The 21904-nt window shown below is 40.8% G+C and carries 19 protein-coding genes and 1 pseudogene; 11 read left to right on the top strand and 9 right to left on the bottom strand.

The annotated features are described in order from the left end of the window. Window positions 1-130: 130 nt before the first annotated feature. From LC605_RS21510 to LC605_RS21500, 3 genes are all read left to right on the top strand, one after another. Window positions 131-442, top strand: coding sequence for a hypothetical protein (locus LC605_RS21510; RefSeq protein WP_229549561.1), 312 nt, complete (start codon window positions 131-133; stop codon window positions 440-442). 58 nt (window positions 443-500) lie between these two features. Then, the gene (locus LC605_RS21505; protein WP_229549560.1) at window positions 501-770 is read left to right on the top strand and encodes a ribbon-helix-helix domain-containing protein; all 270 of its coding nucleotides are present in this window, start codon (window positions 501-503) and stop codon (window positions 768-770) included. A gap of 747 nt (window positions 771-1517) precedes the next feature. Next, window positions 1518-2396: a DUF4397 domain-containing protein gene (locus LC605_RS21500; RefSeq protein WP_229549559.1), complete on the top strand. Its 879-nt coding sequence runs from the start codon at window positions 1518-1520 to the stop codon at window positions 2394-2396. A 193-nt stretch (window positions 2397-2589) separates the two neighbouring features. Here the strand turns inward: LC605_RS21500 and LC605_RS21495 are convergent, their stop codons facing one another. Then, window positions 2590-2733: a hypothetical protein gene (locus tag LC605_RS21495; protein WP_229549558.1), complete on the bottom strand. Its 144-nt coding sequence runs from the start codon at window positions 2731-2733 to the stop codon at window positions 2590-2592. A 196-nt stretch (window positions 2734-2929) separates the two neighbouring features. Here LC605_RS21495 and LC605_RS21490 point away from each other — a divergent pair, with 196 nt between their 5' ends. Genes LC605_RS21490 through LC605_RS21480 form a run of 3 tightly spaced genes read left to right on the top strand, consistent with a single transcriptional unit; the run spans window position 2930 to window position 4011 of the window. Continuing rightward, entirely contained in the window at window positions 2930-3337 is a 408-nt protein-coding gene (locus LC605_RS21490) for an AAA family ATPase (protein WP_309143275.1), read from the top strand. Then, window positions 3306-3671, top strand: coding sequence for a hypothetical protein (locus LC605_RS21485; RefSeq protein WP_229549564.1), 366 nt, complete (start codon window positions 3306-3308; stop codon window positions 3669-3671). Before LC605_RS21490 ends, LC605_RS21485 begins: the two co-directional genes overlap by 32 nt. Window positions 3672-3717: 46 nt before the next feature. After that, window positions 3718-4011 (top strand): antibiotic biosynthesis monooxygenase, encoded by a 294-nt coding sequence (locus LC605_RS21480; protein WP_229549557.1) that lies wholly within the window; start codon window positions 3718-3720, stop codon window positions 4009-4011. Window positions 4012-4314: 303 nt separating this feature from the next. On the opposite strand, the gene pcrA is transcribed toward LC605_RS21480, so the two are convergent. After that, entirely contained in the window at window positions 4315-6639 is a 2325-nt protein-coding gene (gene pcrA / locus LC605_RS21475; RefSeq protein WP_229549556.1) for a DNA helicase PcrA, read from the bottom strand. Between the two features lie 734 nt (window positions 6640-7373). On the opposite strand from pcrA, the gene LC605_RS21470 reads away from it, so the two are divergent. From LC605_RS21470 to LC605_RS21460, 3 genes are read left to right on the top strand one after another with little or no spacing between them, the layout of a single operon-like run. Beyond that, entirely contained in the window at window positions 7374-8342 is a 969-nt protein-coding gene (locus LC605_RS21470; protein ID WP_229549555.1) for a sodium-dependent bicarbonate transport family permease, read from the top strand. Between the two features lie 4 nt (window positions 8343-8346). Beyond that, window positions 8347-8658, top strand: coding sequence for a P-II family nitrogen regulator (locus LC605_RS21465; RefSeq protein WP_229549554.1), 312 nt, complete (start codon window positions 8347-8349; stop codon window positions 8656-8658). A gap of 8 nt (window positions 8659-8666) precedes the next feature. Next, window positions 8667-9368: a carbonic anhydrase gene (locus tag LC605_RS21460; protein ID WP_229549563.1), complete on the top strand. Its 702-nt coding sequence runs from the start codon at window positions 8667-8669 to the stop codon at window positions 9366-9368. Window positions 9369-10040: 672 nt separating this feature from the next. Here the strand turns inward: LC605_RS21460 and fabG are convergent. Continuing rightward, the gene (gene fabG, locus LC605_RS21455) at window positions 10041-10787 is read right to left on the bottom strand and encodes a 3-oxoacyl-[acyl-carrier-protein] reductase (protein WP_229549553.1); all 747 of its coding nucleotides are present in this window, start codon (window positions 10785-10787) and stop codon (window positions 10041-10043) included. Between the two features lie 452 nt (window positions 10788-11239). Between fabG and trxA the strand changes: the two genes are divergently transcribed. Beyond that, window positions 11240-11557: a thioredoxin gene (trxA, locus tag LC605_RS21450; protein ID WP_229549552.1), complete on the top strand. Its 318-nt coding sequence runs from the start codon at window positions 11240-11242 to the stop codon at window positions 11555-11557. A 758-nt stretch (window positions 11558-12315) separates the two neighbouring features. Here the strand turns inward: trxA and LC605_RS21445 are convergent. Beyond that, complete coding sequence (locus LC605_RS21445; RefSeq protein WP_229549551.1) at window positions 12316-13341, bottom strand: diguanylate cyclase; 1026 nt, start codon at window positions 13339-13341, stop codon at window positions 12316-12318. Window positions 13342-14276: 935 nt separating this feature from the next. Continuing rightward, a pseudogene (locus LC605_RS21440) lies at window positions 14277-14481 on the bottom strand (heavy-metal-associated domain-containing protein). 265 nt (window positions 14482-14746) lie between these two features. Between LC605_RS21440 and alaS the strand changes: the two are divergent. Next, window positions 14747-17389: an alanine--tRNA ligase gene (alaS, locus tag LC605_RS21435; RefSeq protein ID WP_229549550.1), complete on the top strand. Its 2643-nt coding sequence runs from the start codon at window positions 14747-14749 to the stop codon at window positions 17387-17389. 394 nt (window positions 17390-17783) lie between these two features. Here the strand turns inward: alaS and LC605_RS21430 are convergent, their stop codons facing one another. The 4 genes from LC605_RS21430 to LC605_RS21420 form a co-directional block, all read right to left on the bottom strand. Continuing rightward, window positions 17784-18278 carry an ureidoglycolate lyase gene (locus LC605_RS21430; protein ID WP_229549549.1) on the bottom strand — a complete coding sequence of 165 codons (495 nt, stop codon included), beginning with the start codon at window positions 18276-18278 and terminating at the stop codon, window positions 17784-17786. 219 nt (window positions 18279-18497) lie between these two features. Continuing rightward, the gene (locus LC605_RS21425; protein ID WP_229549562.1) at window positions 18498-19427 is read right to left on the bottom strand and encodes an RNA polymerase sigma factor, RpoD/SigA family; all 930 of its coding nucleotides are present in this window, start codon (window positions 19425-19427) and stop codon (window positions 18498-18500) included. Window positions 19428-20333: 906 nt separating this feature from the next. Continuing rightward, the gene (locus LC605_RS34200) at window positions 20334-20483 is read right to left on the bottom strand and encodes a DUF3172 domain-containing protein (protein WP_369010365.1); all 150 of its coding nucleotides are present in this window, start codon (window positions 20481-20483) and stop codon (window positions 20334-20336) included. Between the two features lie 322 nt (window positions 20484-20805). Further along, complete coding sequence (locus LC605_RS21420; protein WP_229549548.1) at window positions 20806-21198, bottom strand: hypothetical protein; 393 nt, start codon at window positions 21196-21198, stop codon at window positions 20806-20808. Window positions 21199-21904 lie beyond the last annotated feature (706 nt).

Genomic DNA, 21904 nt, shown 5'->3' with positions numbered 1-21904 from the left:
GTTTTTGGGGTTCATTAATAAATAAAACTTATCATAGAGCTAAGGCAATCAGCTTTTTTATATTCCCCAAAAAACGGTATCGTACACTACTATTTTTTAGCGATCGCAAAAGTTTTCGGTCTACTGAATTTTGATTCCCTACCGTCCTGCAATTCTCGACCTACGAGCAATCAGCGATAGTATCGACCTAGTAAAACTTGCTAACAAAACTGTAACTGTTGTCCTCAATGCTGTTCGTCCACGCGGTTCCTCAGCTAGTGAGGCCATTGAAGCAATCGCCACTTATGGAGTTGCAGTTGCCCCGATACAAATAGGACAACGAGCGGCATTTGTGCATAGCTTAACAGCAGGACAAACAGCCCAAGAATATGAACCTTCGGGTAGGGCTGCCGAGGAAATTGAACAACTTTACAAGTGGATGTGTAAACAAGTTAGCATATAAACATTTTTAATTGTATACAGGTAAACTTGTATTATCAGTTGAGAAGACATCATACTTTATGGCTAAAAAGAATCTTGCAGACGCTCTACAACTTGCATCTGGGAAAACAGCAACAACTGAACACTCTTCACTCCTTGTGCAGTCTGCTGATAAACCCGAACTGCCACCAAGCAGGCAGGGGAAAAAGGCGATCGCCGGTCATTTTGACCCGGCTGTATCTAAGCAGTTAAAGCAATTGGCACTCTCGCAAGACACTACAGTTCAAGCCCTATTAGCTGAAGCGTTAAATGGCCTGTTTGATAAATATGGTTTGAAGCCAATAGCCTGAGTCTGCGACAGGAGACACATGGAAATTAATTTAGGAGAAACGTTTCTCCTAACCCAAATTCAGCACAACCAAAAGACATTGGTCAAGGCATTATCCTTAAGTACCATTACCGTTGCGCTCCCGTGATTGCGATGTCGGGTGAGGTTGTGTATACGCGCCTTGGGTGAGGCGGTGGTTTCTGGTGCGGGAGTGAATACTGCTCACTATGTCAACTACCTGCATATATAATTACAAATATAATTTTCTTATCAAGCAACCAATATAATATTAACTGTTTTAATGATAGCTATTAACTGTCTTAACTGTCCTTGCATTCTCCTAAAAATCGTGAAATATTAGAACTATGAAGTGCGCTATAGATAAACTTCAAGCGGCTTCCAGCAAAGCATTTGTCACGTTGGACACTTGAAGCCAGCCACTATATGTGCTGCTGTAATAATATTCTGCCCAAGTCTAATGTCTTGAGGCGAACACTATTGTGCGCCCGTTGTCTTTTACGTTGACAAAGCCTGCGCTCATTCATTTTGACAATCTACTAATTTTCAAAGGTCAAATCATGGTAGCAACACTATTTAATGATTGGGAAAACAACAGAAAAAGAATAACGTGTCTTCTCAACTTGAATATCTACCATTGCAATATCTATAGCCCTATACATAAAAAATCTTTGTGATGATTATCGCATCATTTTTTATGCAGAATAAAGCTTGCTCATTTGTTATTGTTGTCTCACGATAGGAGGAAGATATGTTTCTAACAAAACGATTATTCTTAGGTGCTTTGACATTATCTTTAATTAGTTTGACTAGTTATCCATACAAAAGTTTAGCCAATTCTCAAGTATCTACAAACTCTTTACAAGAATTTTCCACTGGAAGCCTAGTAAGTTCTCTTCTAGATCCTCTTCTAAACCCTCAAAAATGCCCTACCAAATTAAGAGTTATTAACGCTGCGGTTCCTACTGCATCACCAGTTGATGTCATTGTCAACGGTAAAAAAGTTTTGGAGAATGTAGATTTTCGTCAAGCCAGTAAATATGTAAATGTAACACCAGGAAATATTCAGGTACTTTTTGTGCAATCTGGTACTCTCAGTACAATTGCTTCTAGAACCTTTACAGGAGCGCCTAATAGTGCTTATACAGTAGCAATAACAGGAACACTACAAGGCCCTTCAGGTCAACCATTATTTAATCAATCACCCTTTGTGATTCCAGAGGATTTAACACAGCCTAATCCAGGTAAATTTAAAGGACGTTGGTATCGCTTTTCGGAAACTAGTGCTGTTATAGATTTCCGTATTAGCAAATCCTCTAGCCCAAATGTGGATGAAACTCGTATTACAGACCTGATACCCAAAACTGCTATTCCTTACCCAGAACTTACGGCTGGTACATATAACTTTAATCCAGTTCTACCTGACCAATTTAACCCATTGATCAATAATGCCTTCAACCCACCAATCACAGTAGAAGTTGCCAATCAACAAGTCCCGGCCGGAGTCATTTTTGATGTAATTGCTACAGGTAATGGCTTAGGCCAAGCACCTAACTCACTGCTACTCACAACTGCCTCAACACAAACAGCGTCTCCTGATGCTAATGGGTGTAATCAGATTGTGCAGTAAGGGGTGTCGAGCTGATATTGAGCGTGTGTATCCTTTGATTTTGAGCCGATACGCTATTTGCTTAACAGTGTTGAGACAAGCCATTTCTTCAATAATTGCGAGTTCTTCATCAGTCCATTTTGTATTTATAATCTCACCTCCTCTCAAGATGCAGGTTTAGTAGAATGTTCTTTTAGACGGTTGTTTGAAAGGATCAGGACTTACGCAACTGGCACAGGCGATCGCTAAATTTTAGTGCGGATGTATTGAATAACGACGCCACTAGCACAGGGCGATCGCCAATAAATAGTACCTTGGTACTATTACCACTGGTCAAACTATTTATCAAATCAAGCATAATTTGCTGTCTAATTATTTAATTCAGCAACTAAAACGCCCAAGTATTCCGATGTGCTTGGTTTGATTTAAATTGTCCCGTGGCAGGGCTGCGCCCTGCCCGCTATTTGTGCCAGTTGCGTAAGTCCTGAGAGAGTGAGTTACTACGAGACAATGGTACTTACCAAGATTCACAGTTAGAAGCAGTTAGACAAGCTATATCTTCATTAATACCTAGTTTCTCAAAGTTACGGGTTCGTCGTTCTCCTTTAAGAATGACTGTAATAAAACAAGGTGAAGAACTGATAGTAAATCAGCTATCTGATGGCGAAAAATGTTTGCTGGCAATGGTGGGAGATTTAGCAAGACGATTGGCGATCGCCAACCCTAGTTTACCAGATCCACTCCAAGGTAGCGGTGTTGTTTTAATTGATGAAATTGAACTCCACCTACACCCTAAATGGCAACGAGAAATTATTCCGGCGTTGACAAGAACATTCCCCAATTGCCAATTTATTGTTACCACCCATTCGCCCCAAGTAATTAGCCAAGTCAAGCCTGAAGGAATTTATATTCTAGAAAAAACAGACGAAGGTGTTGTTGCTAGAAGACCAGAAAGGACATAAGAAAAAGTATTGGTACGATGAAAATTTGATGGTTTCACCTTTGGAAATAAACTGTGCTGATTTTTTTAAATATCCTGCTTCTGGTGAAATTAAACCTACAGATAATGCAGGTAAAAAAGCTATTGCTGAAACAACAATTAAGAAGCTTGCACTTGACATTGACAAACTGCAAAAAATGCGTAAAAAAGCAATTGATGGTGCATTGCTGGCTACTGAAGGTTTGACTGAAATAGAAATACAACTGCTTGCTGAAGGTTATCAAGAGTTAGATGCTAATGACCAATACACTCCCTTTTGCGCTGCAATTACCTATTTACTCAAGAATTATTTTTGATTCGCATTATACTAAATAGTATTAACTTAATTCTTACCAAAGAAGTATGATTCTTGAGGCTGTGATGCTTCTTGTTAAACCTGGTCTAGAATCAGATTTTGAAGCTACTTTCAAAAAAGCTTCTAAAATTATTTCCTCAATGGACGGATATTTATCCCATGAATTGCAAAAATGTATAGAAGTCCAAGGGAAATACTTATTACTTGTTAGATGGGAAACTTTAGAATCTCATACTGTAGGATTTAGAAATTCTGCTGAGTATGAAGAGTGGAAAAAACTTCTGCATCATTTTTATGAGCCATTTCCCACTGTTGAACACTTTCAAGAAGTGGAAATATGAAAACAACATCCCCGACTTTTTGGAAAAATCGGGGATTTGTGGTTCTATCACAATAACGTGAGTTCGACAAGTATTATTTGACCTCTCCCCCAACCCCTCTCCGACACGGAGAGGGGAGCAAAAGCTGAATTTTTCGTTGCTCCTCCCTTTCCGTTTCCCAGAGGCAGGCTGGGAGGGAGAGGTTCGTCGAATTCACGTCACAATATGGTTCAGTTATTGGTGTAGATAATTGGTATTTTAAGACGCGATAAATCGCGTCTCTACATGAGGGTTTTGGGCTTATCTTAACTGTATTGGGCTACATCACTCTACTCGTTGCAACTGCGTTACTCTTGGATCAACAATTTTCTGTCCCAAGCTGGCAAATTTAATTGCCACAGACATTTTATTACCTGTTCCGAAAACATGGGTGATTTCACCAAGACCAAAGGTTTTATGTAATACTCTATCCCCTACTTGCCAATTCTGCTTTGTATCTTGTTTTCCATTAGCAGTAGAGGCACTTTTAGTATAAGTTTGACGACTCAGGCGTTGAGTGGTTAGTAATTCTTCTGGTAATTCGTCGAGAAATTGCGATCGCATCGCAGGTTCACGAGAACCATACAAACGGCGTTCACGCGCGTGTGATAAATATAACCTCTCTTGGGCGCGAGTAATCCCCACATAACACAAGCGGCGTTCTTCTTCCAAAGATGCGGGATCACTTAGCGATCGGTAGCCAGGAAATAGCCCTTGTTCTAATCCCACCAAAAATACTACGGGAAATTCCAAACCTTTGGAAGCGTGCAAAGTCATCAATGAAACGGCTGTTTGTCCTTCTTTTAAGTTATCCAAATCGGAACTGAGGGCAGCGCTACTCAGAAAGTCTCTCAGGGAAACCTCTTGGTTTTCTTCTTGAAATTGCAGTGCGGCATTGTAAAGTTCCTGGACGTTTTGTACTCGTTCTGTGGCTTCATCTGTGCCTTGATTCATCAAGTCTTGAACGTAACCAGAGTCTTCTAATATTCCTTGCAAAACCTCAGTTACGGGAAGTGTCGCAATTTGTCCTTGCCAACGGCTAATCATTTCGGCAAAGCTATTTACAGTTTTTGTCGCCCTTCCGGCTAATGTATTAACTGATGTTTCATCGCTGAGGATTTCCCACAGAGTTGTCCCTAATTGTTGCGAGGCGTTCACCAAAGCATCAATAGTGGTTTTGCCAATTCCCCGCCGGGGAGTATTAATAACTCGCAATAAACTGACTGTATCAGATGGGTTAGCGATCGCTCTTAAATAAGCTACGACATCTTTAATTTCTTTGCGATCGTAAAACCTCATTCCCCCCACAACTGTGTAAGGAATTTGATATTTCACCAACAATTCTTCAAAGGGACGAGATTGGGCGTTTGTCCGATAAAGTATGGCAAAATTTCCCCAGCTTAACTCTGGATTTTGGTTTTCTAAAGTGCTAATCTGATTAATTACAAATGCCGCTTCTGCAAGTTCTTCATCGGCTTTGTGACAAGTAATTTGCTCACCCGGCCCCCGCGTTGCTTTCAGGACTTTATCAATCCGTTGGGTGTTATTTTCAATTAATTCATTAGCTGCTTGCAGAATGTTTTCACAAGAACGATAGTTTTCTTCCAGCTTAACCATCGTTCGGGTGTCATCATCTACCAAACCATCACCGAAGTCTTCCTGAAATCCTAACAAGATGGTAAAATCTGCCATCCGAAAGCTGTAAATTGATTGGTCTGCATCGCCGACAACGAAAACTGAGCGATTTTGCCATTCCCATGCGCTTTTTTTGGTTTCGCCATTAGTAACTAATAAATTAATGAGTTGATACTGAGTCCGGTTAGTATCCTGATATTCATCTACAAGAATATGGCAAAATTTGCGATGCCAGTAACCCAATACCTGCTCGTTTTGTTGAAATAATCTAGTAGGTACAAGAATAAGATCGTCAAAGTCGAGAGCATTGTTTTGTGCTAACTTATCTTGATATAAATTGTATACTTGGGCAATTACCCGTCCGCGATAATTGGGTTGTTCTTGCTCAAATTCTTGGGGGGATAAACCTTGGTTTTTAGCGTTACTAATAGCGTAGCGGACAGAGCGGGCATCAAACTTTTTATCGTCTAAATTTAACTGTTTATTGACGATTTCTTTGATCAGAGTCATCACATCTGACTCATCAAAGATAGAGAAATTGCGATTCCACTTGCGTCCTTTTTCGTCTACGTATTTTTCAATATCAAAGCGGAGAATGCGAGAAAATAAACTGTGGAAAGTGCCACACCATAAATCTTTGATAGTGTTTTTGTAAACTTGCGATCGCAATTGCGTTTGTTGATATTCTGTCAACAAATCCAACTTCTGACCGTGTTGTTTCATCGCTAGTTGTTCCGCAAACAGCCGTTGAATCCGGTCTTTCATCTCTCGCGCGGCTTTATTGGTAAAAGTAACCGCCAGGATATTTTCTGGATCAACACGGTGTTTCAGAATCAGATTCGCAATGCGATAAGTCAGCGCTCGTGTTTTACCGGAACCTGCGCCAGCAACAACTAGCAACGGGCCGCAGTAATGTTCGACAGCTTGACGTTGGCTGGGGTTAAGATGACTGAGAAAGTCAATGGTTGTTGTCATGGATGTGAAAAAGCGATCGCGCCTGGCGTCACATCAATAAGAGAGTCGCTATTGCCCAGGTTACAACATCCTAACGAAACTTGGTGAACAAAGATTGTCTGGCAATATTATTAACCAGAATGCTACTCTATCATGATTTATGTAGAACCAATAAAAAGCTATGCTGTCAGCCAAGGGCACATTCCAAAACGGTGTGGTTCATCCTAACTTTTCTCCAAAGAAAAGTTAGCCACTAGTTACTCCTGCGCGTTGTGTCGTAAAATCAGCGACGGGAATCAAACACTAAAAGATGGCGGGCAAGGTCTAAAATTCTTCTGTTATCAACAGTCCGACAATTCAGGTCATCTGCAAAAGCACACGAAAAAAGCTAACACCCTAACAAGAACAGCCCCAACCCTTCAAGGGTTGGGCAGCCAATCTTCAAAGCCCCTCTGTGCGTCGAAGAGGGGTTTGGGGAGAGGTCTGCCGACTTGTGTATACACCATAGCCGATAAATTGGGGGGGGGTTGGGGGGATCTAAGACTTTGAAAACAGTCCCTAGCCCGTGGTTTATTTCCTTGAAAAACGCTCTACATACCTAACTGAGAGTATAGTGACCAATAGGATTATTGACTTCTTGAGTACCCAATTGACATTGTGTAGCAATAGACGATACATCATGATTCAACCGTTAAATTTTTAAAGATGAAAAACTTCTTTAATTGCAGGTTTTACCAGTATAAAGAGGGGTGGATATGGATTTTAGCTTAATTGTATCCAACATTTTGAATCCGCCAATCCTGTTTTTCTTTTTAGGCATGACTGCTGTTTTTGTCAAGTCTGACCTAGAAATTCCCCCACCAGTACCCAAACTCCTTTCGTTATATTTGCTGTTTGCCATTGGTTTTAAAGGAGGGGTAGAACTAATCAAAAGTGGTGTCACTCAGGAAGTAGTTCTAACACTGCTGGCAGCAATGATGATGGCTTGCTTTGTGCCAATTTACACCTTTTTCATCCTGAAATGGAAATTGGATACGTACGATGCTGCTGCGATCGCAGCAACCTACGGTTCTATCAGTGCCGTCACTTTCATCACCGCTAGTGCTTTTCTCACGGAACTTGGTATTGCATTTGATGGCTACATGGTAGCAGCCCTTGCCCTGATGGAATCTCCAGCGATCATCGTTGGTCTGATCTTGGTGAGTATATTCACCGTCGATGAAAAGCGAGAGTTTTCTTGGCCGGAAGTTTTGCAAGAAGCATTTCTTAATAGTTCAGTTTTTCTCCTAGTCGGTAGCCTCTTGATCGGCGTATTGACAGGAGAACACGGTTGGCAAGTCTTAGAACCCTTTGCTCAAGGGTTATTTTATGGCATTCTCACCTTCTTTTTACTCGATATGGGACTAGTCGCTGCCAGAAGAATTAAAGACTTACAAAAAACCGGAGTTTTCCTGGTTTTATTTGCGATACTAATTCCAATACTCAATGCAGGCATTGGGTTGGTGATTGCCAAATTCATCGGTATGCCTCAAGGAAATTCGCTATTATTCGCTGTATTGTGTGCCAGTGCTTCTTACATTGCTGTCCCGGCGGCGATGCGGATAACTGTTCCCGAAGCAAATCCCAGCCTGTATGTTTCTACCGCTCTAGCAGTGACATTTCCGTTCAATATTATTGTGGGGATTCCGTTATATCTCTACGGAATTAACCTATTTTGGAGGTAATAATATGCACGTAGTTAAAAAGATAGAAATTATTGCCAACTCCTTTGAACTTGCCAAAATTTTAGATAGTTTAGACAAGTCGGGTGTACATAGCCATGCCGTAATTAGAAACGTTGTTGGTAAAGGATTACGAGGAACCACAGAAGATTTAGACATGACCATGCTTGATAATGTTTACATCCTGGCATTTTGTATGCCAGAAGAACTCAAGCCTGTTGTCGAAAATCTGAGACCACTCCTCAATAAGTTCGGAGGTACTTGCTACGTTTCCGATGTGATGGAAATTCGCTCTGTCAGATGTATTGCGTCGATATGAAGCATTTCATAGAACGTCGTGACTTTTTGAAGTTGGGAATGACTGGGGCCTTTGGAATGATGCTAACTGCCAGCGATCTACTTTGGCAGGTTAAACAGGCTAAAGCTGCCGAAATGCACCCAGAACCCACTCAATCCCTGAGTCCTGAAGAAGCGTTGCAAAAGCTGATAGAGGGAAATCAGCGATTTGTTGATCATCAACCCCAATACCCCGATCAATCTGCGCTGCGGTTGCAGGAAGTTGCTCAAGTTCAACATCCATTTGCAACTGTTCTTACTTGTGCGGATTCACGACTACCCACAGAAATTGTTTTTGATCAAGGCATTGGCGATATTTTTGATGTTCGGATTGCTGGAAATATTGCTACACGTGAAGCGATCGGCAGTATTGAATATGCGGTTGTCTTGTTAGGTTCTCCTCTGTTGATGGTGATGGGTCATGAGCGTTGTGGGGCTGTAACCGCAGCTGTAAAAAATGAATTATTACCTGGTGATATTAGTACTTTTGTTCGGGCAATTAAGCCAGCCGTAAAAAAGGTCAAGGGTCTTCCGGGTGACGCGGTTGAAAATGCTGTGGTGGCAAATGTGCAATATCAAATTGAACGCTTGAAGCACTCCAAGCTATTAACTAAGCAGGTGCGATCGGGCAAATTGAAAATTGTGGGGGGTCGTTACGACTTGGATACAGGCAAGGTAAGTATTATTACCTGATTTAGCAGATGATTCCCAATAATTAAACAATTCAAAATTCAAAAATCGTTGGAAGGTCAAAACGTACTGCACCCAAGTGAGAAGCCCTATATAGCCCTTCTCACTTGAGTGCAATACAGACCTAACCCACAACCCCAACCTTTGTAGCGTTGGGGAGTAAGATTCAACAAGTATCCGCATTATCAAGTAATACGGTTCACAAAAGGGCTGAAACTCTTTTTTTTACGAACCACAGAGGCGCAGAGAACACAGAGAGAAGAGAGAAGGAGGAAATGCTTAACTGAGAGGATGTTTGAAAAGTCCTCTTTTTGGTATCAAAACGTTCCAGCTCCCCCTAAATCCCCCTTAAAAAGGGGGACTTTGATTCCGGTTCCCCCTTTTAAAAGGGGGGTTAGGGGGGATCAACAAGTGCCTAAAATCACAGTCAAATACTTTTCAAACATCCTCTGAACTGTATTGACTTATCAAGTATCCGCATTATTCAGTTATCAGTTAATTTTTCCGTTGGGAGTTAGAGTCCCCCATTTCTAAAAATGGCGTGTTAAGGTCTCTTTCAAATCCCCGACCGAAACTGTGATAACTGATAACTGATAACTGTTCACTGATTCAAAGCCTCTCTCCTTAAAGGAAGAGAGGTTAAACTGTGTTGCATCCAAGGAAGAACCGCTATATTTACGCCATTACCATGCCGCCATCGACGTTAAATACTTGTCCGGTGATGTAGGTGGCGGCGGGGTCGGCGGCGAGAAAGCGCACCATTCCAGCGACTTCTTCAGGTTGACCGAAGCGACCGAGTGGGATGTATTTGAGAATATCTTCGGGGTTGTTGAGATCGCTGGTCATATCGGTGGCGATGAATCCAGGGGCGACGGCGTTAACGGTGATCCCGCGAGTAGCAAATTCTTTAGCAACGCTTTTGGTGAAGCCGATTACACCTGCTTTGGCGGCGCTGTAGTTTGACTGACCTGGATTGCCCATTTGCCCAGCAACGGAGGTAATGTTGATAATCCGCCCCGATCGCTGCTTCAGCATAATTTTACTGACGGCCCGTGTACATAAAAAAACACCAGTTAAATTAAGGTCTATCACAGCTTGCCAATCTTCTGGCTTCAAACGCAAAAGCAGGGTGTCACGGGTAATACCTGCATTGTTGACTAAGATATCCACACGGCTGAACTTTTCGATGACGGCGTTAACTAGTGCGTCTACTTGATCGATTTTAGAAACGTCGGCTTGGACAGCGATCGCCTGACCTCCCGCATCTGTAATTTCTGTAACAACTGCCTCAGCAGCTGCACTCGAACTGGCATAGTTGACAACTGCGATCGCTCCTTGTGTAGCTAATTCAATGGCGATCGCTCGACCAATTCCTCGTGATGCACCTGTGACAATTGCGACTTTATCTTGTAATAGTGTCATTTAATGTTCCTCAATTTGAGAAATACCGCGCTAATTATCTTATGGTGATTTCGGGAACATCTGAATATTGTCTGGATAAAATCTAACTCTTACAGGATGAGAATCTTGCTGGGATTTTATTTGGCGTCCTCATTTTTTTTATATCCTGTGCAATTTCCTCACTAATTGGAATAGACTAATAAGTGTTGCAACTACGCCCGTCGTAGACATCACTCTCGTAGATGCTTATATAATTATTTGGTTGCTCAAGATAGGTTTAAATACATATTTAATGCATATGCACAAACTAAAACAATATACGTATTTTATTATAATTATTTAAGATTTTTGCCTGTCAAATCAGTCTAGATTGACTAATCTAATATTTTTCCAACAAAAACCCATGAACTATACCGATTTTATTTTCTAAGAATTACTATTGAAACAAACAATTGAAAATCGGTATGTGTCGCATGGCAACTAAAAAGGAATTTAAGAGCTTTGAAGAGATGCTGTTTGCTTCTGATGTACCTGTATTAGTAGATTTTTACGCTGACTGGTGTGGCCCTTGTCAAATGATGGTGCCCATTTTAGAGCAAGTCAATGCCCAACTTAGCGATCGCTTACGGATTGTCAAAATCGACACAGAAAAATACACAGATTTGGCCACTCAGTATAAAATTGCCTCTCTGCCAACCTTAGTACTATTTAAGCAGGGTCAGCCTGTAGAGCGGATAGAGGGAGTGATGCAAGCACCGCAGTTGGTGCAATATCTACAGACAAAGATTTAAGCTAACACTTAGAATTTTGATTTTAGTTCTTAGAGGCGCGAAATATCGCGTCTCTTTCAGTAAACCCTAATTACCCGGACATGATATTACGCAAAAACTCTCTGAAACTCTTTTTCCTTTGCGTCCTTTTCCCCTTGGGAGACGCACTCGCGTTTGCGGTTCGTTTTTGGGTCGGTCGAGTAATAGGATTGAGCAATAGATTGGATTGGATTTTGCCTAAGTCAAGCATCACATTTACAGTAAGTAATATTTTTAACAAAACATTTGTAACTACCCTTGCAGTTTATTTACTCAAGGGCTGTTATTCTTATAGTTACTTCGGTCTGTCATAGCAGATAGATTATCCTCGCTAATATTTTTATTTATTAGCACTCATATACCATCGTGGTAATGTGGGTGCTTTTACTTTAATATAAGTTAGGACTTACGCAACTGGCATATTATTTCGAGTTTGTAGTGAACGCGAGTGCGTCTCGTTGGCGTGGTCACTGAGCTTAGTTGAAGTGCAGCCTAAGAAGAGAAGAGAGGACTAAAGTCCTCTTTCATCAGGGCTTCAGCCCTGACTACAAACTAAAAGCTTTTATTTTTTGTGACACTTGCGTAAGTACTATAAGTAACTTGTATCAATCTTAACAAAAATGTAAATAATGGATAGCTGCTTGCTCTCAGGGGAGACAAAGCACAGCTTTAGCTCTTTGGCGTTGTTCACGAATAAAAGGTAATTTACCCAACAGCTTATTAGCAGATCGAGTTAAGAGTTATGAAGAAACAGCTTTCAAATGTGAGATATGAGATACACAGTTCGAGTCAATAACCCGATTCCGCCCAGCACTTTTAGCCTGTAACAGACATTGATCAGCACGATGCAGCAAACTCTGTCCTTGCTCGTCATCTCCAGCTTGCAGACAGGCTGTACCCAGACTAATGGTGATATGAATTGTCAGTTTATTGTTGAGTGCAAATGGTTCGTCGCTGACTACGCGATTGAGACGACGGGCGACTAATAGTGCTTCGTCATCGGTAGTGTTAGCTAGAAGAATTACAAATTCTTCGCCACCATAGCGGAATGGTGTATCTTGACAGCGCAGATTGTGGCGCAGACGCTGACACAGTAGTTGCAAGACGCGATCGCCTGCTAAATGGCCGTGAGTATCGTTAACTTTCTTGAAATGATCCACATCCAGAATAATTAAACTCAGGGAAGTTTTGTGAGTTTTAGCTCTTTTAATTTGTCTGGGTAAATCCCATTCTAAAGCACGACGATTATTTAATTCTGTCAAGGAATCTGCTAAGGCGATCGCTGATAACATATCATTTGCCCGAATCATATCTCGGTATTTTTGTGCTTTCCGCAAGCCAACACTTAATTGAGCAAGTATTAAACCATGATTAGCGGTCAACTCTGCCGAGCTATAGTCTGTTTTTTCTTCAATAAGATGCCAAATATAAGCATCAGTCCCTTGTTTTAGTGCAGCAGCGCTCATCTCCAATTCCCTCTGCCAACCATACTTATTTCTATCATTAAGCTGCTGCAAACGATCCTCAAAAAGAATACAGTATATGCAGGATAGCTTTGCTTGGTCTCTCAACCAAGCGCACAGTTCCATACTTCCATCTAGGCTAGCCTGTACAAGTATTATATCGGGGGGTGTTATTTTAATCCGCGACACTGCCTGATTTAGATTGTCCATAACTTCTACACTAAAAGCAGTCGCATAAAGGATCTGATCTGGAAGTGTGGCGATAAAATTATTTTTTCCAAAGACCAGAATAGAAATCTTCATTGCTTTATTTTTTATTTTCAAAATATTAACCTAGTCAAACTTACTGCTCTTGTTGCCTAACACTCAATCAGATGTTTTAGGCTGAGTTATATTTATTGATATATGATTTTTTTTACACCGAATCTACAATCTTTTTCCAATTTTCATCTCCTTTGAAGGCTTTATATTTCCTATTGCAGTTTCTTAAACCTTCACTTATGACAACTAATGTCTTCTTTACAGAGTATTTTTAAAACAGTAAAAATACTGAATATTATTTGGATGTATAAAAACTCTTCCTGTGGTTTCTTAGGTGTTATTATCCTGATGAAATTACCAAAATAAAAATTTTTTAAGAAAGGTCATATTAGTTGGGCAAATTTCTTTTAAAAGAGAAAAAATAAAGAAATTATAAAAATTTTTATCAAATTATCAAAGCCAAGATTTTCTCATTGAATGAAAAATTTTATTTTCCATACAAAACTTCAGCCATTTTCTTGAGGAACTAGGCTTTGACCAAGTATTAAATTAGGAGTTGAATTGCAAAAAACAATGCAAATCAAATAGACAGCAAAACTCCCTCTTACTATGGTTAGTAGCGTTGTGACACTAAGATACCCTACAATTACATAGCGAATTTATCGGGTAAAAAGTTCACAATTTAAGTGAGGTATAAAACTTTGATTGACAATGTGTTAGCAGCAGAAACCAAATGTCTTTACTTAGACTTTATGTGCGTTTGTTTCTTTACTGAATTGACATCTTTGTTTTAATCTGGCACAACCCCATAAATCTAGAAAACAAAGCTAAATAAAAAACTCGATGTCAAAACCTGCCCCTAATGTGGGTAAATCAATTTGATTCCGCCTATAGAAAGGACGGAATAAATATAAAAAATTTTGTTAGCGTCGCCTGAGATATTAAAATTTTAACTTCTGTGAAAAGCTAGAATCGGATCAATAACCTTCAACAGTGTAACCAACAGCAACAATTATCTGTTTGATTAACTCCTCAGAAGCTGCGGATTGCACCGTGACAGTTCTACTCTAGCCTTAAGATCAAATCCACCTTGGCATCAGGTTCCATAACGTGGATAGACTCAGTAATTATTTCTGCACACCCCTCACAAGCAATATTTGATACTTTCAGTTTTAGTGCCATTTGTTACCTCAGTATAGGAATTTTAAAGTATTTCTTAAGGATTAATATTAAGCTATGAAAAGCGATGCCTACGATGGGCGTCGCTGCGGCGCATCCTGCCAGAGTCAGATTATGGTGTAAAAGCGTGCAAATCACTGCATTTTGCTCACCAACTAGCAAAATTCGCTGGCAGTAATATAAAACAAAATGCAAGAATATATAAAGCTATTTATGAAAATACACTTATCTAGTGCCGCTACGCCCAAGTCTAAAATTAAAAACATCTATGTATTCAAATCCCCAGTACCTAAGCGGTAACGAAATTCGCAACATATTTCTCAACTTCTTTGCCCAACGAGATCACCAAATTCTCCCAAGTGCCTCTCTCGTGCCAGAAGATCCAACCGTGCTGCTGACGATCGCGGGGATGCTACCATTTAAGCCGATATTCTTAGGGCAGCGCACACCAGAATTTAAGCGGGCTACGACTTCACAAAAGTGTATCCGTACCAACGATATCGAAAATGTCGGACGCACCAAACGGCATCACACGTTTTTTGAAATGCTGGGCAATTTCAGCTTTGGTGATTATTTTAAAGAACAGGCGATCGCTTGGGGTTGGGAAATCTCTACACAAGTCTTTGGCTTTTCCCCAAACAACCTGGTTGTCAGTGTTTTTGAAGAGGATGATGAAGCCTTTGCTATCTGGCGCGATCAAATTGGTGTGCCGGTAGCAAGAATTAAACGCTTGGGCGAAGATGATAACTTTTGGGCATTGGGGCCGACTGGCCCTTGTGGCCCTTGTTCCGAAATTTATTACGACTTCCACCCAGAACGCGGTGACGACAATATAGATTTAGAAGATGATTCCCGGTTCATCGAGTTTTACAATCTCGTCTTCATGCAATATAACCGGGATACTTCCGGCAATTTAACGCCACTGCAAAACAAGAACATCGACACCGGCATGGGTTTGGAGAGAATGGCGCAAATACTCCAAAAAGTGCCGAATAACTACGAAACTGACCTGATTTTTCCAATTATCCAAACAGCAGCCCAAATTGCTGCCATTGATTACCACAAAAGTGATGAAAAAACCAAAACTTCCCTAAAAGTTATTGGTGATCACGTTCGTTCTGTTGTCCACATGATCGCCGATGAAATTCGCGCCTCCAACGTGGGACGCGGTTATGTGCTGCGGCGGTTAATTCGGCGGGTGGTGCGTCATGGGCGATTAATTGGTATTTCTGGCGAATTTACCACCCAAATTGCTGAAACTGCGATCGCTCTTTCCGAATCAGCTTACCCCAATGTGCGGCAACGAGAAGCAGCAATTAAAGCGGAGTTGCAACGGGAAGAATCCAATTTCCTCAGAACTCTCGATAGAGGTGAAAAACTTCTAGAAGAAATCATCCAAGAGGTTAAACAACAAGGGGAAACTCAAATTAGTGGTGAAAGCGCATTTACCCTTTACGATACCTACGGATTTCCCCTGGAACTTACTCAAGAAGTTGCCGAGGAAAATAATCTGACAGTCGATGAAATTGGATTCAATGCCGAAATGCAAAAACAGGTGGAACGTGCCAAAGCAGCACATGAAACCATCGATTTAACTGTGCAAGGTTCCCTCGACAAATTAGCAGAACACATCCACGCCACCGAATTTTTAGGCTATACCCAACCTGCGACAACGGCAAAAGTCGAAGCGATTTTGGTAGAAGGTGTTTCCCAAGAGGAAGCAGAAGCAGGAACAGAAGTGCAAATTGTCCTTGACAAAACGCCATTTTATGCTGAATCCGGGGGACAAATCGGCGATCGCGGTTATATCTCTGGTGATGGTATTGTTATTCGGGTGGAAGACGTTAAAAAAGAATCTGATTTCTTCGTTCACTTCGGACGCATCGAACGTGGTACACTACGCGTAGGTGATAATGTCAATGCCCAAATTGATCCTGGTTGTCGGCGTCGCGCCCAAGCTAACCATACCGCAACGCACCTGCTACAAGCGGCGCTGAAAAAAATTGTTGATGATAGCATATCTCAAGCTGGTTCCCTAGTTTCCTTTGACAGATTGCGCTTTGACTTCAACTGTCCCCGTGCGTTGACAGCAGAGGAAGTCCAACAAATTGAGGAACAGGTGAACACTTGGATTGCTGAGGCTCATGCTGCGAAAATAGAAGTATTACCTTTAGCAGAGGCGAAAGCTAGGGGTGCTGTTGCCATGTTCGGCGAAAAATACGGCGACCAAGTGCGGGTGATTGACTTTCCTAGCGTATCAATGGAACTATGCGGCGGAACTCATGTCAGTAATACAGCTGAAATTGGCGTATTTAAAATTATTTCCGAAGCTGGTGTGGCTTCTGGTGTGCGACGCATCGAAGCTGTTTCAGGGCCGGCAATACTAGATTATCTCAACCTGCGGGATAAAGTAGTTAAAGATTTGAGCGATCGCTTTAAAGTTAAACCCGAAGAATTACCAGATAGAGTCACAAATCTGCAAAACGAACTGAGAAATAGCCAAAAAGAATTAGAAACATTGAAGGTACAGTTAGCGATCGCCAAATCTGACACCTTGCTACAAACAGTAGAAACAGTAGGCAATCATCAAATTATCGTCGCCCAATTAGAAGATGTTGATCCACAATCATTAAAAACCGCAGCCGAACGCTTATTGCAAAAAATCGTTAACGGTGCAGTGGTGCTGGGTTCTGTTCCTGAAGAAGGGAAAGTTAGCATAGTTGCGGCTTTCAGCCCAGAAGTCAACAAAAAAGGACTGCAAGCTGGTAAATTTGTGGGTGCGATCGCTAAAATCTGCGGTGGTGGCGGCGGTGGAAGACCGAACTTAGCCCAAGCCGGCGGACGCGATGCGAGTAAATTACCAGATGCATTGAGACAAGCAGAAAGTGATTTAAAATCCGTCTTGGGTTAAATAATTCGTAATTCGTACCTCGACTCAATACGGTTCGGTTAAGACTAAAAATAAAAATGTGTAGGTTGGGTTGAGTGTAAGCGTTACCCAACAAAGAGAAAGAAAATGTTGGGTTTCGTTCCTCAAACCAACCGACGAATATTCTTAACCGAACAGTATTGTCTCAAACTCTGATTTCTTTGCGTCCTCTGTGCCTCTGCGGTTCGTGATTCCTCCATGAGTCCTAGAAGTCTAAAATTACAGCAATTTTCAGGTAAATAGACCACAGGGTAGGGGCACAAGGCCCCTACTACGACAGATGTGGAACAAAATAGATGATTTCTGCTGTAATTGACAGAACCAATGATTTGATTGCTGGGGTCAATCCAAAATCCCAAATCCAAGATTGTATTCCCTAAACCATCTCAAACTCTAATTGATGACTCTTGAGAAAATCATGAGTGAAATGATCCACCACATTTGTATCAGCTAGTTCCAAATTATAAAAATCCACAACTTCATGGTCAAAATGGGGGCCAGCGTGCCAAGTACCCTCATGTAGCTTGATAAAACAATTCCCCGGAATGCGGAAAGCAGCAATCTCTTCTAATGCTGGTTCATTCACATCATTATAAGGAGGACAAACTGCAATTAACCAATCCTTCCCTTCCAAAGAACCCAGACATTGAGTGCATTGCACATGGCGAGTAATTTTGTGAAACTTTCGCCCTCTCTTCTCCAACCGCATAACATAAAATCGTGGAATCCCGTTTTGGAGGTTTAATTGGGCATCTTCCGCATCGTAACCTTTGCCATCAACACTAGCAAAAATCACCTGTCCATAACGCCAAAAGTTATCAGAAGTCACCCATTGCGCTTGCAATTGTTGCACTGTCTTTGATGTGCCCATATCAAATCTTTGAGAGAGATTACTTAGGTTTATTTTCGCCCAAAATGAGCAGTAATTCCTTGATGGTAGAGAGCAAGCAGATTTATCTGTGGAATCAATCGAAAATCCCAAATCTAAACTTCCCAATCCCTAGATTTATCTATCGATCAATCCCAAATCTCAAATCAAAAATTATTTGACTTTCTGAGTTTAAATGCTCTAAATTGTGAGAAAACAACCTCAGCTAGCTAGATAACTACGTACTTGTTCCTTCTGCCGTCGGAGGAGACTGAGAGCTTTTTGCTCTATCTGACGCACCCGTTCTCGACTAATACCCATGCGATCGCCAATCTGTGCTAAAGAAAGTTCATATCCATCAGTCAGTCCAAAGCGCAAGGTTAATATTTCTCGCTGCTGGGGAGACAGCTTTGCCAATAAGTCTTGTAAGTCTTGGTGGAGAGATTCTTCAACAGCGTAATCTTCAGGAGAAGGGCCATCATCCTCCAGTATGTCCTGCAATTCTGTATCCTGTTGTTCACCAACTCGCGCCTCTAAAGAGAAGGGTTGACGGGCTAAGTACAAACACTCTCTAACTTGGCTGGGTGTCAAAGATAACGAGTTAGCAATTTCAACAGTAGTGGGAACGCGACCTAGCTGTTGAGATAATTCTCGCTGCACCCGCTTAATTTTGTTCAGTTTCTCAAAGACGTGGATCGGTAAACGAATTGTGCGCCCTTGTTGAGCGATCGCTCGTGTAATTCCTTGACGAATCCACCAGTAAGCGTAAGTAGAAAACTTATAACCAAGAGCGGGATCAAATTTATCCACTCCTCGCTCTAAACCCAAAGTACCTTCCTGAATTAAATCCATAAATTCGAGGTTCCGGTGCTGGTATTTCTTCGCCACTGCTACCACTAACCGGAGATTAGCCTGAATCATTTTCTGCTTGGCTTGGTGTCCTTGACTTAGCTGTTGCTCTAGCACCTCAACACTTAACTCCACCTGATCTGCCCATTCTTGCAGCGTGGGTTCGTGATTTAATTTCACAGCCAATTCTTCCTTAGCAGCTAGTAAATTCATCATCAGCTGCACCTGTTGAGCAAAAATAACCTCTTGTTCGCGAGTCAACAAATCTACACGCCCGATTTCTTGCAGATAACTACGCACAATATCATCTGTAGCTCGAGGCTTTTTATCTGCGGCTAAACTTTTTTTCTTCGTTTTTTGAACTTCGGTATGTGGAGATGTTAAGTTGCTCACGGTTATTTGCTCCTTTGTAACGTCATCAATTTATTGGTATCAAGTCTAGATATTCATACCCATAGCCATTCAACACTGCTAATCAATCAATTGGCAACACTAATGAATTTTTGTCTATGATACATTACAAGTTAATTGTTGGAGATAATAAACCCAAAATCAACCCACCCCTTAATACTAACATCATCACCAGCCACAAATCAATTACCTAAAGCCTCATCAGCATATACTTTGAAGTAATTGCACTCCTTTCTTCTGAATTTTTGCATATATTATATTTTTAAACACAATTACGTTGACTTTAGTTATTAAGTGCAGTCCTTAGATAAAACCAAAATTTTAAGGAACAATAGTTCCCTTAAATAAAAGATAAAATACTAACAGCAAATATCCAAATAATTCAAGCTTTATTAAGTTGCAAAAGATTGATTTATTCAAGTTTTAACAGTATTGGATTATAGCATTTCCTAATCAAATGAGTTACATCATAGCCTCCTCGTCGGTTGCTTTTAAGAGGTTGTTAAAGTGTTTCGCTGTGACTTTAGGCGCGTAATATAGGACTCCTATTTGATTTTTGAACAATCAAGCTGCCTAGAAGCTTGACATACAAAGCTTGACTTCTCAGTATACTGAGCAAGATTCAAGTAGGATTTCTATATAAAATATCCATTACTTACCTCTAAATTTTTTGCTAGATGATCCAATCATATCAACCTGGGTACATGGCGAGTGATCGTTAGGCATCAAAGAAAGCACTTCTCCTGCTTCCCCTGCTCAAGAACAGCTTTCTTCAGGAATCCGGTCAAAGACTTGTAATTAAAGATTTAGGATGACAAAGACGCAGGGATCTGTGACAATAGCACTTATGTCATACTGTACGCAGACATCTGCATTGAATGCCGTATTATCAATGTGATTACTCCTGAAAACATTTTTTGGACTTAAAACTAGTAACAGTGGTAACATTAACACCAAGGGTAATACTTGGCAAGACAGCAACACCTGCGATCGCCACCAATATCCTAATTGTCAGCCCTCGCTAAAGCGCATCCAGGTGTGCGGTAGCGAATTCTCTGTAGCCCTTTGCGTTTACTTTGTGCGAACCTACCCTGCGGCAAGGCGAACGCGAGTGCGTCTCCAAGAGTTGCGCCTATGCATTTAAATTTCAACCCTCAATTGGCCACAATTTTATGCAAAGCTATACTTAGTACACCTTTATTCCTTTTTCTCTGTAAAGAAGTTCCCTCTCTCTACGAGTTATTCAACAATCAAATCGGATTCCTATATATCAAAACTTAGTAACTGTCACACTAATACCAGAATCGAGTTTAGGAACCTTAAGATACTCAATTGGCTCAGTACTTTGAGAACTGTGGGTATTTGTTGGCTTTTGACATTGCTTAAAGAAAGCCTCTGGGTTATTGATGAATTCAAGCGGGTTAATCTTTTGGCATCCTCTCTCCTGCACTAGTGAAATTGATTCAGCAGTTTGTTTTGGATTATTAGTCTGTCCAATAAAATTATTCCATGTAGTGTTAATCGTGGCTGGTTCCGTCAATAAAACTCCAGCCTGATTGCGATCGCCTCTTGTCATGGGAACATTTTCTTGGTTAGCATAGGTACTCTGGGGAAGAATGAGTGGGCTAATGAGAACAACTAAGGTGATGGAAAAGAATTTCATAATTCAATTTCTTAACATTTAATGTCAAGTTTAATAATTACAACTCGCCAGATACCGAAACTAAAAAATACCAGCCTGCTTTCAGTAGTTGAGACTAATACAGGTAATAATAAGTATAGCTAAAGTTTATTAAGAAAATAGTAAAGTCTAGTCAAATTAATTCATCAAAAGAACTAAAGGTTTAAAGCCTTACCCCCAAAGTTTGGATCGGAGGAAGCCTCCGCTTAAACTTCTGTTCTTGTGGATGACTTCGTTTTCCTGACAATTCAGGTTATGTGGAAAAGTCTACCAAAAACCTAACCCCCTAACCCCCTTCCCGCATCGGGAAGGGGGAAATTCAAAGTCTCTCTCCTTTTAGGAGAGAGAAATAGAAGAGAGGTTTTCCCTCTGTTCCCTTTCATAAAGTTCATACTAAAATCACACAATCTTAGTATTACCAGTGGCGGATCGTTCTGAAAACTAATTATTATTATTCAAAGCAAGAATTAATTGTTGCTGAAAGCTTTGAAACAGCTTACATAAATATCCATCAAGTCTTTACAAATGTTTTTTTACTGCATAAAGTTTATCTATGAAGTGGTTGTATTGCTTATAGGCTGGCATAATTGCCCTATTCATTGCCCTTAAAGAATTAATCTATCTTGTTTTTTCAAAATGAGTAAACATACAGCGAATATACTGCTATCCATAAATTCTTTGTAAAGTT

Origin of the sequence: Nostoc sp. CHAB 5836 (assembly GCF_020829445.1) — a bacterium.
Taxonomy (GTDB): Bacteria; Cyanobacteriota; Cyanobacteriia; order Cyanobacteriales; family Nostocaceae; genus Nostoc.
Note: the sequence above shows the minus strand (reverse complement) of the source record. Positions and strands in the feature narration are given on the sequence as shown.

What these genes read in the sequence shown, in the direction of transcription:
- LC605_RS21505 (WP_229549560.1), top strand. Translation starts at nt 501, where the DNA reads ATGGCTAAAAAGAATCTTGCAGACGCTCTACAACTTGCATCTGGGAAA.
- LC605_RS21500 (WP_229549559.1), top strand. Translation starts at nt 1,518, where the DNA reads ATGTTTCTAACAAAACGATTATTCTTAGGTGCTTTGACATTATCTTTA.
- LC605_RS21495 (WP_229549558.1), bottom strand. Translation starts at nt 2,733, where the DNA reads ATGCTTGATTTGATAAATAGTTTGACCAGTGGTAATAGTACCAAGGTA.
- LC605_RS21480 (WP_229549557.1), top strand. Translation starts at nt 3,718, where the DNA reads ATGATTCTTGAGGCTGTGATGCTTCTTGTTAAACCTGGTCTAGAATCA.
- pcrA (WP_229549556.1), bottom strand. Translation starts at nt 6,639, where the DNA reads ATGACAACAACCATTGACTTTCTCAGTCATCTTAACCCCAGCCAACGT.
- LC605_RS21470 (WP_229549555.1), top strand. Translation starts at nt 7,374, where the DNA reads ATGGATTTTAGCTTAATTGTATCCAACATTTTGAATCCGCCAATCCTG.
- LC605_RS21465 (WP_229549554.1), top strand. Translation starts at nt 8,347, where the DNA reads ATGCACGTAGTTAAAAAGATAGAAATTATTGCCAACTCCTTTGAACTT.
- fabG (WP_229549553.1), bottom strand. Translation starts at nt 10,787, where the DNA reads ATGACACTATTACAAGATAAAGTCGCAATTGTCACAGGTGCATCACGA.
- trxA (WP_229549552.1), top strand. Translation starts at nt 11,240, where the DNA reads ATGGCAACTAAAAAGGAATTTAAGAGCTTTGAAGAGATGCTGTTTGCT.
- LC605_RS21445 (WP_229549551.1), bottom strand. Translation starts at nt 13,341, where the DNA reads ATGAAGATTTCTATTCTGGTCTTTGGAAAAAATAATTTTATCGCCACA.
- alaS (WP_229549550.1), top strand. Translation starts at nt 14,747, where the DNA reads ATGTATTCAAATCCCCAGTACCTAAGCGGTAACGAAATTCGCAACATA.
- LC605_RS21430 (WP_229549549.1), bottom strand. Translation starts at nt 18,278, where the DNA reads ATGGGCACATCAAAGACAGTGCAACAATTGCAAGCGCAATGGGTGACT.
- LC605_RS34200 (WP_369010365.1), bottom strand. Translation starts at nt 20,483, where the DNA reads ATGTTACCACTGTTACTAGTTTTAAGTCCAAAAAATGTTTTCAGGAGT.
- LC605_RS21420 (WP_229549548.1), bottom strand. Translation starts at nt 21,198, where the DNA reads ATGAAATTCTTTTCCATCACCTTAGTTGTTCTCATTAGCCCACTCATT.